The organism is Streptomyces sp. NPDC001156, from assembly GCF_053598275.1.
Window position 1 is genome coordinate 42,774 of the sequence record NZ_JBSFJX010000047.1, and the last position, 14,725, is coordinate 57,498.

17 protein-coding genes are annotated in these 14,725 nt (G+C 70.0%); 11 read left to right on the plus strand and 6 right to left on the minus strand.

Annotation, left to right across the window (positions count from 1 at the left end; all coding sequences use genetic code 11):
* The first annotated feature begins 29 nt into the window (after positions 1-29).
* From ACWDA7_RS22620 to moaA, 3 genes are all read left to right on the plus strand, one after another.
* On the plus strand, positions 30-386 hold the full coding sequence (locus ACWDA7_RS22620; protein ID WP_450606038.1) for a DUF485 domain-containing protein: 357 nt from the start codon (positions 30-32) through the stop codon (positions 384-386).
* The gene (locus ACWDA7_RS22625; protein ID WP_450606039.1) at positions 383-2,002 is read left to right on the plus strand and encodes a solute symporter family protein; all 1,620 of its coding nucleotides are present in this window, start codon (positions 383-385) and stop codon (positions 2,000-2,002) included. Before ACWDA7_RS22620 ends, ACWDA7_RS22625 begins: the two co-directional genes overlap by 4 nt.
* Positions 2,003-2,149: 147 nt before the next feature.
* Positions 2,150-3,139, plus strand: a complete 990-nt coding sequence (gene moaA / locus ACWDA7_RS22630) for a GTP 3',8-cyclase MoaA (protein ID WP_450606040.1) — start codon at positions 2,150-2,152, stop codon at positions 3,137-3,139.
* 1 nt (position 3,140) lies between these two features.
* On the opposite strand, the gene ACWDA7_RS22635 is transcribed toward moaA, so the two are convergent.
* Positions 3,141-3,353 (minus strand): hypothetical protein, encoded by a 213-nt coding sequence (locus ACWDA7_RS22635; protein WP_450606041.1) that lies wholly within the window; start codon positions 3,351-3,353, stop codon positions 3,141-3,143.
* 238 nt (positions 3,354-3,591) lie between these two features.
* Positions 3,592-4,023 (minus strand): DUF3099 domain-containing protein, encoded by a 432-nt coding sequence (locus tag ACWDA7_RS22640; RefSeq protein ID WP_450606042.1) that lies wholly within the window; start codon positions 4,021-4,023, stop codon positions 3,592-3,594.
* 241 nt (positions 4,024-4,264) lie between these two features.
* Here ACWDA7_RS22640 and ACWDA7_RS22645 point away from each other — a divergent pair, with 241 nt between their 5' ends.
* Positions 4,265-4,543: a GlsB/YeaQ/YmgE family stress response membrane protein gene (locus ACWDA7_RS22645; protein ID WP_450606043.1), complete on the plus strand. Its 279-nt coding sequence runs from the start codon at positions 4,265-4,267 to the stop codon at positions 4,541-4,543.
* Between the two features lie 64 nt (positions 4,544-4,607).
* Here ACWDA7_RS22645 and tyrS read toward each other — a convergent pair whose 3' ends face one another.
* Genes tyrS through ACWDA7_RS22660 form a run of 3 tightly spaced genes read right to left on the minus strand, consistent with a single transcriptional unit; the run spans position 4,608 to position 8,848 of the window.
* Positions 4,608-5,876 carry a tyrosine--tRNA ligase gene (tyrS, locus tag ACWDA7_RS22650; RefSeq protein ID WP_450606044.1) on the minus strand — a complete coding sequence of 423 codons (1,269 nt, stop codon included), beginning with the start codon at positions 5,874-5,876 and terminating at the stop codon, positions 4,608-4,610.
* A gap of 57 nt (positions 5,877-5,933) precedes the next feature.
* The gene (locus ACWDA7_RS22655; RefSeq protein WP_450606045.1) at positions 5,934-7,328 is read right to left on the minus strand and encodes a metallopeptidase TldD-related protein; all 1,395 of its coding nucleotides are present in this window, start codon (positions 7,326-7,328) and stop codon (positions 5,934-5,936) included.
* Positions 7,325-8,848, minus strand: a complete 1,524-nt coding sequence (locus ACWDA7_RS22660; protein ID WP_450606046.1) for a TldD/PmbA family protein — start codon at positions 8,846-8,848, stop codon at positions 7,325-7,327. Before ACWDA7_RS22660 ends, ACWDA7_RS22655 begins: the two co-directional genes overlap by 4 nt.
* A 267-nt stretch (positions 8,849-9,115) precedes the next feature.
* On the opposite strand from ACWDA7_RS22660, the gene fabG reads away from it, so the two are divergent.
* The 3 genes from fabG to ACWDA7_RS22675 all read left to right on the plus strand — a co-directional run bounded on the left by fabG (position 9,116) and on the right by ACWDA7_RS22675 (position 11,174).
* Positions 9,116-9,820: a 3-oxoacyl-[acyl-carrier-protein] reductase gene (gene fabG / locus ACWDA7_RS22665; RefSeq protein ID WP_359398890.1), complete on the plus strand. Its 705-nt coding sequence runs from the start codon at positions 9,116-9,118 to the stop codon at positions 9,818-9,820.
* Between the two features lie 5 nt (positions 9,821-9,825).
* Complete coding sequence (gene fabI, locus ACWDA7_RS22670; protein ID WP_359398892.1) at positions 9,826-10,593, plus strand: enoyl-ACP reductase FabI; 768 nt, start codon at positions 9,826-9,828, stop codon at positions 10,591-10,593.
* Positions 10,594-10,802: 209 nt separating this feature from the next.
* A complete protein-coding gene (locus ACWDA7_RS22675; RefSeq protein ID WP_432926182.1) occupies positions 10,803-11,174 on the plus strand; it encodes a hypothetical protein in 372 nt (123 codons plus the stop codon).
* 7 nt (positions 11,175-11,181) lie between these two features.
* On the opposite strand, the gene ACWDA7_RS22680 is transcribed toward ACWDA7_RS22675, so the two are convergent.
* Positions 11,182-11,871: a FadR/GntR family transcriptional regulator gene (locus tag ACWDA7_RS22680; RefSeq protein WP_450606047.1), complete on the minus strand. Its 690-nt coding sequence runs from the start codon at positions 11,869-11,871 to the stop codon at positions 11,182-11,184.
* A 91-nt stretch (positions 11,872-11,962) separates the two neighbouring features.
* On the opposite strand from ACWDA7_RS22680, the gene ACWDA7_RS22685 reads away from it, so the two are divergent.
* The 4 genes from ACWDA7_RS22685 to ACWDA7_RS22700 all read left to right on the plus strand — a co-directional run bounded on the left by ACWDA7_RS22685 (position 11,963) and on the right by ACWDA7_RS22700 (position 14,665).
* Entirely contained in the window at positions 11,963-13,312 is a 1,350-nt protein-coding gene (locus ACWDA7_RS22685) for a CynX/NimT family MFS transporter (protein ID WP_450606050.1), read from the plus strand.
* A 67-nt stretch (positions 13,313-13,379) separates the two neighbouring features.
* Entirely contained in the window at positions 13,380-13,496 is a 117-nt protein-coding gene (locus tag ACWDA7_RS22690; RefSeq protein WP_311698178.1) for an SGM_5486 family transporter-associated protein, read from the plus strand.
* A gap of 275 nt (positions 13,497-13,771) precedes the next feature.
* A complete protein-coding gene (locus tag ACWDA7_RS22695; RefSeq protein WP_450606048.1) occupies positions 13,772-13,984 on the plus strand; it encodes a hypothetical protein in 213 nt (70 codons plus the stop codon).
* Between the two features lie 162 nt (positions 13,985-14,146).
* Positions 14,147-14,665 carry a SixA phosphatase family protein gene (locus ACWDA7_RS22700; RefSeq protein ID WP_450606049.1) on the plus strand — a complete coding sequence of 173 codons (519 nt, stop codon included), beginning with the start codon at positions 14,147-14,149 and terminating at the stop codon, positions 14,663-14,665.
* The last annotated feature ends 60 nt before the right edge of the window (positions 14,666-14,725 follow it).

Sequence of the window (14,725 nt, forward strand, 5' to 3'; positions counted from 1 at the left end):
TCACCGCACCCGCAACGCGAGGAGACTCCGTGGCTACCGACGCACCTCCCCCCTCGAGGGCAGCACGCAGCCTGCCGTCCACCGAGGAGTTCACAGCGGTCCAGGAGAGCGCCGAATTCGGTGAACTGCGCCGCTCCCACCGGTCGTTCGCCTTCCCGCTGACCGTGGCGTTCATCACCTGGTACCTGGTCTACGTCCTGCTGTCGAACTACGCGGGCGACTTCATGGGCACCAAGCTCTTCGGCAACGTCAACGTCGCCCTGGTGCTCGGCCTCGCCCAGTTCCTCACCACGTTCCTCATCGCGTGGTGGTACTCCCGGCACGCGGCCGCGCAGCTCGACCCCAAGGCCGAAGCCATCAAGTCCCGGATGGAGGGCGACGCATGAACCCCCAACTCGTCCTGGCCGCCGGTGAGGCGAGCGAGCACCGGTCGCTGATCATCACCCTGTTCGCGGTGTTCGTCCTCGCGACCCTCGTCATCACCGTCTGGGCGGGCCGCCAGACCAGGAACGCCGTCGACTTCTACGCGGGCGGCCGCCAGTTCACCGCCTTCCAGAACGGCCTCGCCGTCTCCGGCGACTACATGTCCGCGGCGTCCTTCCTCGGCATCGCGGGCGCGATCGCCCTCGCCGGCTACGACGGCTTCCTGTACTCCATCGGCTTCCTGGTCGCCTGGCTGGTGGCCCTTCTCCTGGTCGCCGAGCCACTGCGCAACTCCGGCCGCTTCACCATGGGCGACGTGCTGGCGTACCGCATGCGCCAGCGCCCGGTGCGCACGGCGGCCGGAACCTCCACGATCGTCGTGTCAATCTTCTACCTGCTCGCGCAGATGGCGGGCGCGGGCGTCCTGGTCTCTCTGCTGCTCGGCATCACCAGCGACGGCGGCAAGATCGGCATCGTCGCCCTCGTCGGCGTCCTGATGATCGTGTACGTGACCATCGGCGGCATGAAGGGCACCACCTGGGTGCAGATGGTCAAGGCGGTCCTGCTGATCGTGGGCGCCCTGCTGCTGACCTTCCTGGTGCTCCTCAAGTTCAACTTCAACCTCTCGGACCTGCTCGGCAAGGCCGCGGCGAACAGTGGCAAGGGCTCGGCCTTCCTGGAGCCCGGCCTGAAGTACGGCGCCAGCAGCACGACCAAGCTGGACTTCATCTCCCTGGGCATCGCCCTGGTCCTCGGCACCGCAGGCCTGCCGCACATCCTGATCCGCTTCTACACGGTGCCGACCGCCAAGGCCGCCCGGAAGTCCGTGAACTGGGCCATCGGCCTCATCGGCGCCTTCTACCTGATGACCCTCGCGCTCGGCTTCGGCGCCGCCGCGCTGATCAAGCCGGACGAGATCATCGCCTCCAACAAGGCGGGCAACACGGCAGCGCCCCTGCTCGCCCTGCATCTGGGAGGCGTCGACTCCAACTGGGGCGCGATCCTGCTGGCCTCCATCTCGGCCGTCGCCTTCGCCACGATCCTCGCGGTGGTCGCCGGCCTGACCTTGGCCTCCTCCTCGTCGTTCGCGCACGACATCTACGCGAACGTCATCAAGCGGGGCCAGGCGAGCGAGCAGCAGGAGGTGAGGGCGGCTCGCTGGGCGACGGTCGGCATCGGCGCCGTGTCCATCGCCCTGGGCGCCCTCGCCCGTGACCTGAACGTGGCGGGCCTGGTCGCCCTCGCCTTCGCGGTCGCCGCCTCCGCCAACCTGCCGACGATCCTCTACAGCCTGTTCTGGAAGCGGTTCACCACCAGCGGCGCACTGTGGTCGATCTACGGCGGCCTGGTCACGGCCGTCGGCCTGGTGCTGTTCTCGCCGGTGGTCTCCGGCAAGGAGACGTCGATGTTCCCGGACGTCGACTTCCACTGGTTCCCGCTGGAGAACCCGGGGATCATCTCCATCCCGGTCGGCTTCCTGCTGGGCTGGCTCGGCACGCTCCTGTCGAAGGAGGAACCGGACGCCGGAAAGTACGCGGAGCTGGAGGTCCGGTCGCTGACCGGCACCGGGGCGCACTGACGGACCCACGCCGGCTGCCGCGTCGTAGATCCCTACGACGCGGCCGCCGTGTGCCTGGTGGGTTCGTTCGGAAGTCTGTGTCGGTGCGGTCACGTAGGCTCGCAGTGAACGGGAAATGTGTGATCCGCGACGAGGGAGGGGGCCCACGTGCTCATCGACACCTATGGCCGGGTGGCCACCGACCTGAGGGTCTCGCTGACCGACCGGTGCAATCTGCGATGCACGTACTGCATGCCCGAGGAGGGCCTGCAGTGGCTGGCCAAGCCCGATCTGCTGACCGATGACGAGATCGTCCGCCTGATCGACATCGCGGTCACCTCCCTCGGGATCGAGGAGGTCCGCTTCACGGGCGGCGAGCCGCTGCTCCGCCCGGGGCTGGTCGGCATCGTCGAGCGGGCCGCCGCGCTGAGTCCCCGCCCGCAGATGTCCCTCACCACCAACGGCATCGGTCTCAAGCGGACGGCGGCGGCTCTGAAGGCGGCGGGCCTCGACCGGGTGAACGTGTCGCTGGACACCCTGCGGCCGGATGTCTTCAAGGCGCTGACCCGCCGGGACCGCCACAAGGACGTCATCGAGGGACTCATGGCCGCCCGCGCGGAGGGGCTGGCGCCCGTCAAGGTCAATTCCGTGCTGATGCCGGGCCTCAATGACGACGAGGCCCCCGACCTGCTGGCCTGGGCCGTCGAGCACGACTACGAGCTTCGCTTCATCGAGCAGATGCCCCTGGACGCCCAGCACGGGTGGAAGCGCGAGGGCATGGTCACCGCGGGGGACATCCTGGCCTCGCTGCGCACCCGCTTCGAGCTGACCCCCGAGAGCGCCGGGGAACGTGGCTCCGCCCCGGCCGAGCGCTGGATCGTGGACGGCGGCCCGCACCGCGTCGGCGTGATCGCCTCGGTGACCCGGCCCTTCTGCGCGGCCTGCGACCGTACGCGGCTGACCGCCGACGGCCAGATACGGACGTGCCTGTTCGCCACCGAGGAGACCGATCTGCGCGGGGCGCTGCGCTCCGGTGCCCCTGACGAGGAGATCGCCCGGATCTGGCGGCTCGCGATGTGGGGGAAGAAGGCCGGTTCCGGGCTCGACGACCCGTCGTTCCTGCAGCCCGAGCGGCCGATGTCGGCGATCGGCGGTTGACTCAGTCCGTCGGTGCGCCGGTGCCGGGGGACTCCCAGTCCTCCAGCTTCACCACGTCCTTCAAGAACCCCCGCACGCTCAGGAACTTCGACAGATACTCGCGGTGCTCCTCGCACGCCAGCCACGTCTTGCGCCGCTCGGGCGTGTGCAGTTTCGGGTTGTTCCAGGCGAGCACCCACAGGGCGTCCGCACGGCAGCCCTTGGCGGAACACATGGGCGATTCAGGGTCAGGGGCCATCACATCCACGACCCTAACGTGCTCATCAAAGGCGACGCCGAGCAGCCACGGGGGGAGCTGCCCGGCGTCGGTCTGTCGCTCCGACGGGGGATGCGGAGCGCGTACGCAGTATGTCACGGGTAACCCATTGCCCGGCACCGGAACAACATGATTGATCTGAGCTTTTCCTGAGCTTGGCGCGGGGTGCGATTCAGCGCCTGGCGAGGGCCCGTGATCAGGTTCTTTCGCGTGTTTCGCTCCGGACGCCCGCCGCGGATTCGGTCTGGAGGTCTTCCGGGATGGATTCCGCGGCGCCCTTGTCATGGGTGGCTTCGCCCGGGCGTGAGGCGCCCTGCTCCTGCTGCGAAGCGATCATGGGGCGCATCGGGGCACTGACGAACGTCGACGGGAGTGACGGAGCGTTCTCCCGCCCCGCGTTGGCGATGACGACCGCGACATAGGGGAGGACGGCCCCCAGGACGAGCGCGACCACGGCGACCGGCCGGGAGACGTTCCACAGCGTGGCCGCGAGGATCACCGAGACCGTGCGGATGCCCATCGAGATGACATAGCGGCGCTGCCGGCCGCGTACGTCCGCCGCGAGACCCTGCCGGGCACCCGTGATCCGGAACACCTCGGCGTGACCGCCGCTGTTCAGCTTCCGCATCACATTCCACCACCCGCCTGCCTCGGACACTCCCCAGCCCGTACCGCGCCCGCGCCCTGTCAGAAGCCGGGCCCGAACACCCATAACGTTACGCCGCGCATCCGCCGCCTTCGAGACCGGGGCAGGGTCTGTCTGCGCGAAGGTGCTGCGGTCTACCGCGTACGGGCGTACCCGACATGCGCCGTATGGCGGACAGCCCGAAACTGGGCGTACTGCTCACGCACCGCACGAGGAGGCAGCCATGGGCTGGTTGTGGGCGATCATCGTCGGATTCGTGCTGGGCCTGCTGGCCAAGCTCATCCTGCCGGGCAAACAGCACAGCCCGCTCTGGCTGACCACTCTGATGGGCCTGATCGGCGGCATCATCGGCAACGCGATCGCTCGTTCCATCGGTATCGCGGAGACCCGGGGTATCGACTGGGGCCGCCATGGTCTGCAGCTCGCCGCCGCGGTCGTCCTCGTCTTCCTGGGCGAGATGGTGTACACGTCGATGAAGGGCAGGCGCAGAGAGCGGGCATGACGGCACGGATAAAGGGGACGGCCGCCGGAGCGACCGCCCCCTTCTCGAGGCGTACGGGCGTGGGTCAGGCGCCGGTGATCTCGACCGCGGCCAGGTTCTTCTTGCCGCGACGCAGCACCAGCCAGCGGCCGTGCAGCAGGTCGTCCGTCGCCGGGACCGCGTCCTCGGCGGTCACCTTGACGTTGTTGACGTACGCGCCGCCCTCCTTGACCGTGCGCCGCGCGGCGGACTTGCTGGCCACCAGACCGACCTCCGCGAAGAGGTCCACGACCGGGCCCGGCTCGGCGACCTGGATGTGCGGCACCTCGGCGAGGGCCGCGGTCAGCGTCCTGTCGTCCAGCTCGGCCAGCTCGCCCTGGCCGAAGAGGGCCTTCGACGCGGCGACCACGGCGGTCGTCTGGTCGGCGCCGTGCACCAGCGTCGTCAGCTCCTCGGCCAGCGCACGCTGGGCGGCGCGGGCCTGCGGTCGTTCCTCGGTCTGCCTCTCCAGCTCCTCGATCTCCTCGCGGGACCTGAAGCTGAAGATGCGCAGGAACTTCGAGACGTCCCGGTCGTCGGCGTTCAGCCAGAACTGGTAGAAGGCGTACGGCGTGGTCAGTTCCGGGTCGAGCCAGACCGTGCCGGACTCCGTCTTGCCGAACTTGGTGCCGTCCGCCTTGGTGATCAGCGGCGTCGCCAGTGCGTGCACCGCGACGTGCGGCTCCACCTTGTGGATCAGGTCCGCGCCCGCCGTGAGATTGCCCCACTGGTCGCTGCCCCCGGTCTGCAGCGTGCAGCCGTACCTCCGGTAGAGCTCCAGGAAGTCCATGCCCTGCAGGATCTGGTAGCTGAACTCGGTGTAGCTGATACCCGCGTCCGAGTGCAGCCGCCGGGAAACGGCCTCCTTGGAGATCATCTTGTTGACCCGGAAGTGCTTGCCGATGTCCCGCAGGAAGTCGATGGCCGACAGGCCCTCGGTCCAGTCCAGGTTGTTGACCATCGTCGCGGCGTGCGGGCCCTCGAAGTCCAGGAACTTCTCGATCTGGCCGCGCAGCCGCGCCACCCAGCCGGCCACCACCTCGGGGTCGTTCAGCGTGCGCTCCGCGGTCGGCTTCGGGTCGCCGATCAGCCCCGTGGCACCCCCGACCAGGCCCAGCGGGCGGTTGCCCGCCTGCTGGATCCGGCGCATCGTCAGGATCTGCACGAGGTTGCCGAGGTGCAGGCTGGGCGCGGTCGGGTCGAAGCCGCAATAGAACGTGACAGGACCGTCCGCGAACGCCTTGCGCAGTGCGTCCTCGTCCGTGGAGAGGGCGATGAGCTCGCGCCACTTCAGCTCGTCGACGATGTCCGTCACGGTTCTCGTATCTCCTTGGATGATCCTGGGGCAGTCGAACGACCACCGGCTACGAGGTTATACGCCCTGACTGACGGAGCTCATATTGAAGTCCGGCACCCTCAGGGCGGGCATCGCAGCCCTAGTGAACCAGTCGCTCCATTCCCTCGGCAGCGTCTTTTCCGTGCGCCCGGCCTCCGCCGCCCGGCCCAGCAGATCCACCGGTGACTCGTTGAAGCGGAAGTTGTTGACCTCGCCGGTGACCTCGCCGTTCTCGACCAGGTAGACGCCGTCCCGGGTGAGGCCGGTGAGCAGCAGGGTCGCCGGGTCGACCTCCCGGATGTACCACAGGCAGGTCAGCAGCAGCCCGCGCTCGGTGCCGGCGACCATCTCCTCGAGGGACCGGTCGGCGCCACCGTCCAGGATCAGGTTCCCGATCGACGGCGCGAGCGGAAGACCGGTCAGTCCCGCGCTGTGCCGGGTCGTCGTCAGATGCCTGAGCTCGCCTGCGCTGATCCATTCGGTGGCGTTCAGCGGCAGGCCGTTGTCGAACACGGACGCGTCGTCGCCCGAGGCATGCGCGATGACGAAGGGCGACGTCTCGAGACCGGGCTCGTGCGGATCGCTGCGCAGGGTGAGCGGCAGCTCGGAGAGCTTCTCGCCGACGCGGGTGCCGCCGCCGGGCCTGCTGAACACCGTACGGCCCTCGGCCGCGTCCCGGGCCGCGGCCGACCACATCTGGTAGATCAGCAGATCCGCCACCGCGGTCGGCGGCAGCAGCGTCTCGTACCGGCCGGCCGGCAGTTCGATCCGGCGCTCCGCCCACGCCAGACGCCGGGCGAGCTCCGCGTCCAGCGCCGCCGGGTCGACGTCCTTGAAGTCCCGGGTCGAATGTCCCGCCCAGGCCGAGCGCGCCCGGTCCGGCGACTTGGCGTTGAGCTCCAGCGTGCCGCTCGGCTGATCGTGCCGCAGCCGCAGCCCCGTCGACGTACCCACATAGGTCGAGACGACCTCGTGGTTGGCGAACCCGTACAGCTCGCGGCCGCCCGCACGCGCGCGTGCGAAGGACTCGCCGAGCGCCGGAGCGAAGTCCGCGAAGATCGCCGACGAGGTCTCGGCGGGCGCGTCGGTGAAGTCCGGCGTCTGGGGCACCCCCGTGACCAGCGGCTGCGCGTCCTCGGCCGGCCCCGCGCCGCGGGCGGCGGCCTCGGCCGACCGTACGAGCGACTCCAGCTCGTCCGTGGTGACGGCGGAACGGGAGACGACCCCGGACGCCGTGCCCTCCTTGCCGTCGACGGTCGCGACGACGGTGAGGGTGCGCCCGCGCGTGACACCGTTCGTGGTCAGTGCGTTGCCTGCCCACCGCAGATTGGCGGTGGAGTGCTCGTCCGCGATGACCACACACCCGTCCGCGCGGGACAGGTCGAGGGCACGCTCGACGATCTCGTGCGGCTTGTTCGTACGGGCGGTCATCGGCCGGCCTCCTGCGTGGTGTTCAGAATGTTGACGCCCATGAAGAGGGCCGAAGGGCAGCCGTGCGAGACCGCCGCGACCTGGCCCGGCTGGGCCTTGCCGCAGTTGAAGGCACCGCCGAGGACGTAGGTCTGCGGACCGCCGACGGCCGCCATCGAGCCCCAGAAGTCGGTGGTGGTCGCCTGGTAGGCGACATCCCGCAGCTGGCCGGTGATCCGCCCGTTCTCGATCTTGAAGAAGCGCTGACCGGTGAACTGGAAGTTGTACCGCTGCATGTCGATGGACCAGGAACGGTCGCCCACGACGTAGATCCCGCGGTCCACACCGCCGATCAGGTCCTCGGTGGACAGCCCCGCGGGATCCGGCTGGAGCGACACGTTGGCCATGCGCTGCACCGGCACGTGCGAGGGCGAGTCGGCGTAGGCGCACCCGTTGGACCGCTCGAACCCGGTCAGCCTGGCGATGCGCCGGTCCAGCTGGTACCCGACCAGCGTCCCGTCCTTGACCAGGTCCCAGGACAGGCCCGCGACGCCCTCGTCGTCGTACCCGATCGTCGCGAGGCCGTGCTCGGCGGTGCGGTCACCGGTGACGTTCATCAGCCCGGAGCCGTACTTGAGCTTGCCCAGCTGGTCGAAGGTGGCGAAGGAGGTGCCCGCGTAGGCGGCCTCGTACCCGAGGGCCCGGTCCAGCTCGGTGGCGTGCCCGATGGACTCGTGAATGGTCAGCCACAGGTTGGACGGGTCGACCACGAGGTCGTACCTGCCCGACTCGACGCTCGGCGCGCGCATCTTCTCGGCGAGCAGCTCCGGCATGCCGGCCAGCTCCGCGTCCCAGTCCCAGCCGGTTCCCGTCAGGTACTCCCAGCCGCGGCCGACCGGCGGCGCGAGGGTGCGCATGGAGTCGAACTCGCCCGTCGACTCGTCCACGGAGACCGCGGTGAGTTGCGGGTGCAGCCGCACGCGCTGCTGAGTCGTCACGGTTCCCACGGTGTCGGCGTAGAACTTGTTCTCGTGGACGGTCAGCAGCGAGGCGTCGACGTGGTTGATCCCCTCGGCCGCCAGCAGCCGCGCGCTCCACTCGGCGAGCAGCCCCGTCTTCTCCTCGTCGGGCACGGTGAAGGGGTCGATCTCGTACGACGAGACCCAAGTCTTCTCGGCGTGCACCGGCTCGTCGGCCAACTCGACCCGCTCGTCGGAACCCGCGGCCTTGATCACCTGCGCCGACAGCTTCGCCATCGCCACCGCCTGGGACGCGACCTTGGCGGCGGCGTCCGGTGTCAGATCCACACCCGAGGCGAACCCCCAGGTCCCGCCGTGCACGACCCGTACCGCGTACCCCAGGTCGGTCGTGTCCGAGGACCCCGAGGGCTTGCCGTCCCGCAGCCGCCACGCGGCACTGCGCACCCGTTCGAACCGGAAGTCCGCGTGCTCGGCCCCGAGCGACCGCGCTCGTGCCAGGGCGGCGTCGGCCAGGGCCCGCAGCGGCAGTGCCGTGAAGGCTTCGTCGATGGAATGAGGCACGGAGGTCTCCCTGCTGTCGTGGCCTGTCGGGTCCGATCATGTCGCGCGGGCGGGCGCCCGGACCACACGTTTGCGTTCCACGCCGGCCTTTGCCCCCGGTGGCCCTCCCCGGGTGGATCGTGGCCGTCAATTCTGTAGGGATCCGACAGTGAGTCCCGTTAGCCACTGTCGGTGCCCGATTGTCCGCGCGGCGGGCCGGACCGATAGGTTTTCGGCGAAGGCACCTGCTTGCAGGGGTTTACAGACCGCTATCGAAAGGGTGATCCGTTGAGCCGCTCGGTTCTCGTCACTGGAGGCAACCGGGGCATCGGCCTCGCCATCGCCCGCGCGTTCGCCGACGCCGGCGACAAGGTCGCGATCACATACCGCTCGGGTGAACCGCCGGCCGGCTTCCTCGCCGTCAAGTGCGACATCACCGACACCGAGCAGGTGGAGCAGGCTTACAAGGAGATCGAGGCCACCCACGGCCCGGTCGAGGTCCTCGTCGCCAACGCCGGCGTCACGAAGGACCAGCTTCTGATGCGCATGTCCGAGGAGGACTTCACCTCGGTCATCGACACCAACCTCACCGGCACCTTCCGCGTCGTCAAGCGCGCCAACCGCGGCATGCTGCGGGCCAGGAAGGGTCGCGTGGTGCTGATCTCGTCGGTCGTGGGGCTGCTCGGCCAGGCCGGGCAGGCGAACTACGCCGCCTCCAAGGCGGCTCTGGTCGGATTCGCCCGTTCACTCGCCCGTGAGCTGGGCTCGCGCAACATCACCTTCAATGTCGTCGCCCCCGGTTTCGTCGACACGGACATGACCCGGGTGCTCACCGACGAGCAGCGCGAGAACATCACGTCGCAGGTACCGCTCGGCCGGTACGCGAAGCCGGAGGAGATCGCCGCAACGGTGCGGTTCCTCGCCTCCGACGACGCCTCGTACATCACTGGAGCCGTCATTCCCGTTGACGGCGGACTGGGAATGGGTCACTGATCACCATGAGCGGAATTCTCGAGGGCAAGCGTGTCCTGATCACCGGTGTGCTGATGGAGTCCTCCATCGCGTTCCACACCGCGAAGCTGGCTCAGGAGCAGGGTGCGGAGATCATCCTGACCGCCTTCCCGCGGCCCACGCTGACCGAGCGCATCGCCAAGAAGCTCCCCAAGCCCACCAAGGTCATCGAGCTCGACGTCACCAACGCCGAGCACCTCGGGCGCTTGGCCGACATCGTCGGCGAGGAGCTCGGCGGCCTCGACGGTGTCGTCCACTCCATCGGCTTCGCGCCCCAGGACGCGCTCGGCGGCAACTTCCTCAACACGCCCTTCGAGTCGGTGGCCACCGCCATGCACGTCTCGGCGTTCTCCCTGAAGTCGCTGACCATGGCCTGCCTGCCGCTCATGCAGAACGGCGGCTCGGTCGTCGGCCTCACCTTCGACGCGCAGTACGCCTGGCCGCAGTACGACTGGATGGGCCCCGCCAAGGCCGCCCTGGAGGCCACCAGCCGCTACATGGCGCGCGACCTGGGCAAGCAGAACATCCGTTGCAACCTCATCTCCGCCGGCCCCATCGGATCCATGGCCGCCAAGTCCATCCCGGGCTTCTCCGAGCTGGCCTCGGTCTGGGACAACCGTGCCCCGCTGGAGTGGGACCTCACGGACCCCGAGCCGGCCGGCCGCGGAGTCGTCGCCCTGCTCAGCGACTGGTTCCCGAAGACCACCGGCGAGATCGTCCACGTGGACGGCGGTCTGCACGCCATCGGCGCCTGACGGTCCGCGATCGCCGCTGAGGCGACTGCGCGGGTGCTCAGGACCCGTTGTGATCCCTCTCGGCCCACGGCGCCGACGCCCCGTCTCCCGCGAACGCGGGGGCGGGGCGTCGCCCGTTCGGAGCAACTGACGGGGACCCGCGGGCCGCGCAGCACGCAGGCTGGGAGTACGCACCGCCACGCAGCCGAACGGCCCAGGAGGTTCCCCTTGTGCGCTTGTCCCGCCGCTTCGGTCCGGCGTTCCTCGCCCTCGCCCTGCTGACGGTCCTGCCGTACGACGCCATGCCGCAGACGCCCGGGAAGCACGCCGCTGCGCACGCGCGCGCAAAGGCCGGAAAGACCCCGGATCCGCAGCCCTTCGGATCCGACTGCCGTGTCCGCGTCACCGGCTCGGAGGTCGTCGCCGACTGCCACAACGCCTATCCCGACACCGACCACGTGAGTCTGCACATCGAATGCGACCAGTGGTGGGACATCGACACCGACACCGCGCCCGTGGACGCGGGGCCCGCGATGACCGTACGGCTGAGCGGCCGGTGCTGGCAGAACGTGCGCTCGGCGTGGGTGGACCACGCCAGGTGAGCCGCGGTCAGCGACCGGCGGGCTTCCCGCGCCCCGGACGGCACACCACCGGATAACCGGCCGCCGCCGTGGCCGCCGCGGCCGCGTCACCCGCACGGATGGCGTCCACCAGACCCGTGTGGTCCATGTACGACTCCGGTGTCAGCTCCTCGCCGACGTCGTCGCGCAGCCAGTCCCGCAGGACCTCGCCCAGGTCCGCGTACATCGCCGTCATCACGTCGTTGTGGGAAGCGGCCACCACCGCCATGTGGAAGGTGGCGTCGACGGTCACGAACGCCTCCGCGTCACCGGACCGCCAGGCCTCCTCGCGGCGCAGGAGAAGCCCGTCGAGCTGCTTGATGTCACGCTCGGTACGCCGCTCGGCGGCCAGCCGGGCGGCGCCCGACTCGAGGGTCGAGCGCAGTTCGGCGACGTGGTCCGGATCGGCGCCGGCGAACCGGCGGTGCATCACCCCGGCCAGTTCGCTGGTCGCCGCGACATAGGTGCCGGACCCCTGGCGGATGTCCAGCAGACCGTTGTGCGCGAGCGCGCGGACGGCCTCGCGGACCGTGTTGCGGGCGACCCCGAGCTGCTCGACCAGTTCGGGTTCGGTGGGGATCCGGGAGCCCACCGGCCACTCGCCCGAGGCGATCTGGTTCCGCAGCTCGGCGATGACCTGTTCGGACAGCGCGGATCGGCGCGGATGGCTCAGCGGCATGGGGGTCCTTCGTACGGGCCTGGGGTCAGGGCCGGATGATCCGGAGCTTAACCCAGCGAGAGTGGACAGCCAATCATCCCATGAATCTATGATGGGCCGCATGACAGGCGAGGAGACCGGGACCGAGTCCCTACCGATCGGCAGTTTTGACGGGGTGCGCACAGAAACGACGACGACAACGGGAACGGCGACGAAGGCGGTGACGGAGACCACGACCGGGACCGAGACGTCCGCCACCCGCGCGTGGACGACGCGGGTACTCGTCGTCGGCATCGTCCTCGCGGCCCTCAACCTGCGTCCGGCCATCACCAGCCTGGGCGCCCTCTTGCCAGAGGTCCGCGACGGGCTCGGCATGAGCGGCAGCGTCGCCGGGGTACTCACCTCGGTACCGCCGCTCTGCTTCGCCGCCTTCGGAGTCATGGCGCCGCGGCTCGCCCGCCGTTTCGGTCCGGGCGCCGTGGTCTGCGCCGGAATGGTGGCCATTACCGCCGGTCTGGTCATTCGCCCCTACGTGGGCAACACCGCCGGATTCCTGGCCGCGAGCGCGCTCGCCCTGATGGGCATCGCCGTCAGCAACGTCCTGATGCCGGTGATCGTCAAGCGCTGGTTCCCTCACCGGGTGGGCTCCATGACGGGCCTGTACTCGATGGCGCTCGCCCTCGGCACGTCCGCGGCCGCGGCGGTCACGGTGCCCCTGACCGACGCGCTCGGCGGGAACTGGCAGTCGGGACTCGCCGTCTGGGCGGCGCTGGCGGCGGCGGCCGTCCTGCCGTGGATCCCCTTCGCACGCGCGCGTGGTGCCGGTTCCGCGGACGGCGCCCGCGCCGCCTCCAGCCCGGAAGAGCCCGACAGGCTGCGGATCACCAGGAGCCGTACCGCATGGGCGCTGGCCGTCTTCTTCGGGCTCCAGGCCACGGCCGCCTACATCACGATGGGCTGGATGGCGCAGATCTTCCGTGACGCGGGGGTGTCCGCCGGTACCGCCGGCCTGCTCCTGGCCGTCACGATGGTCATGGGCGTTCCGCTCGCCTTCGTCATTCCCCGGCTGGCGACCCGGCTGCCGCACCAGGGCCCGATCGCGGTCGCGCTCGGTATCTGCGGTCTCGGCGGCTACGCGGGTCTGTACTGGGCCCCCGCGGCCGGCGCGTGGGCCTGGGCGCTGCTGCTCGGCATCGCCAACTGTGCCTTCCCACTGGCACTCACCATGGTGGGGATGCGGGCGCGGACGGGCGCGGGTGTGGTCAAGCTGTCGGCGTTCGCGCAGAGCACCGGGTATCTGCTGTCGATCCCGGGACCGCTGCTGGTCGGCGTGCTGTACCAGGACAGCGGCGGCTGGGGCGCGCCGCTCGCGCTCATGGCCGCGCTGATGGTGCCGCAGACGGTGATGGGCGTCCTCGCGGGCCGCGACCGGACCGTGGAGGACGAGGCGGCCCGCGGGTAGCACGCCGCGCCGGGGTGTCGCGGACCCCGCCCGAAGCCGGACGAAGCAGGGGTGCGAAACTTGCGGCATGCCCGTGCTCGACCCGAACCCGCAGAACGGCCAGAAGAAGATGCTGCTCGTCTTCGGCGCGTTCTTCGCCATCTTCGTGATCATCGCCATCATCGCGACGATCGCCTCCCCGTGACGGACCGCCGGTCACCCTGAGGTCCTGACTCTCCCTTCTCCCGCTCACGTGACGGCTGTCTCCTGCCGTGCGGCCGAGCAGCCGCGTGCCCGGTGCGGCCGTGAGATCGGCGCCCGGCGTCGATGGTGGGGCTGGCCCCACCATCCCCTAGGGGGCCAGGGTCAGGGTCAAGTGGGTGGATCACCGGATGGGTTGGATGCCCGCCATTCCCTACCTTCGAAGTGTGGCCGCGAGGGGCGGCCCGCGGACCACCTCGAGGACCAGCGGAGGCAGGCATGTCGGCCCATACGCACACCCGGCCCCACCCGGCGACCACGGGCGGCGTCGACATCCGGTTGCCCTGGTGGGCCCTCGTCCTGCCCACGCTGGCGTTCGTCGTGCTGCTGGCGCTGATCCTCAACCCCGCGGACGCCCACGCCGGCGGCGATCCCGCCCTCAGTCATCTTGTGGAGCACATCCGGCAGACGCTGACACACGGCGTCTCGTGACCCGGTCCGCGCAGGGCCCCGGCGGCGCCCGGTCATCGGTGGCGGCCCCGTCCTCGCAGGTGGGGCGGTCGGGCGACCGGTTGAGCCACTCGCGCGCAGACTCGTGGCCGGTGCCGCCAACTCCCTGCGCTCCCTGGCGTGTTTCATGCGAAGCTGGGACTCATGAGCTCCGCTGAACCCCGCAGGATTGTCCTCTTCCGGCATGCGAAGGCCGACTGGCCGCAGGTTCCCGACCATGAGCGGCCGCTGGCCGACCGGGGCCGCACGGACGCGGCTGTCGCCGGACGCAAGCTGGCCGACACCGGCGTCCCCTTCGACCTGGCCCTGTGCTCCACCTCGACGCGCACCCGCGAGACCTGGAAGCTCGCCGTCCAGGAGTTCCCGCACCGGCCGAAAACCGTTTACGAGGAGCGGCTCTACGAGGCCTCGCCGGGCGAGCTGATCGCCGTGCTCAACGAGATCCCCGACGATGTGCGGAACGTGATCGTGATCGCGCACAACCCGGGCGTCCAGGGCCTCGCGGAGATCCTCGCCGGTGCGGCCGAGGAGGAGGCCGGCGAACGACTGAGCCGGCGCGGCTTCCCGGCCGGCGCCTTCGCCGTGCTCTCCTACGACGGACCCTGGAAGTCACTGGAGCCGGGCACGGCCACGCTGTCCGACTACTGGGCCCCGAGCGAGTAGCCGCGGGAGCGGCCCAGGACACCGGGCGGCCCCGGCACCCCGGCGGTGCCGGGCCCGCCC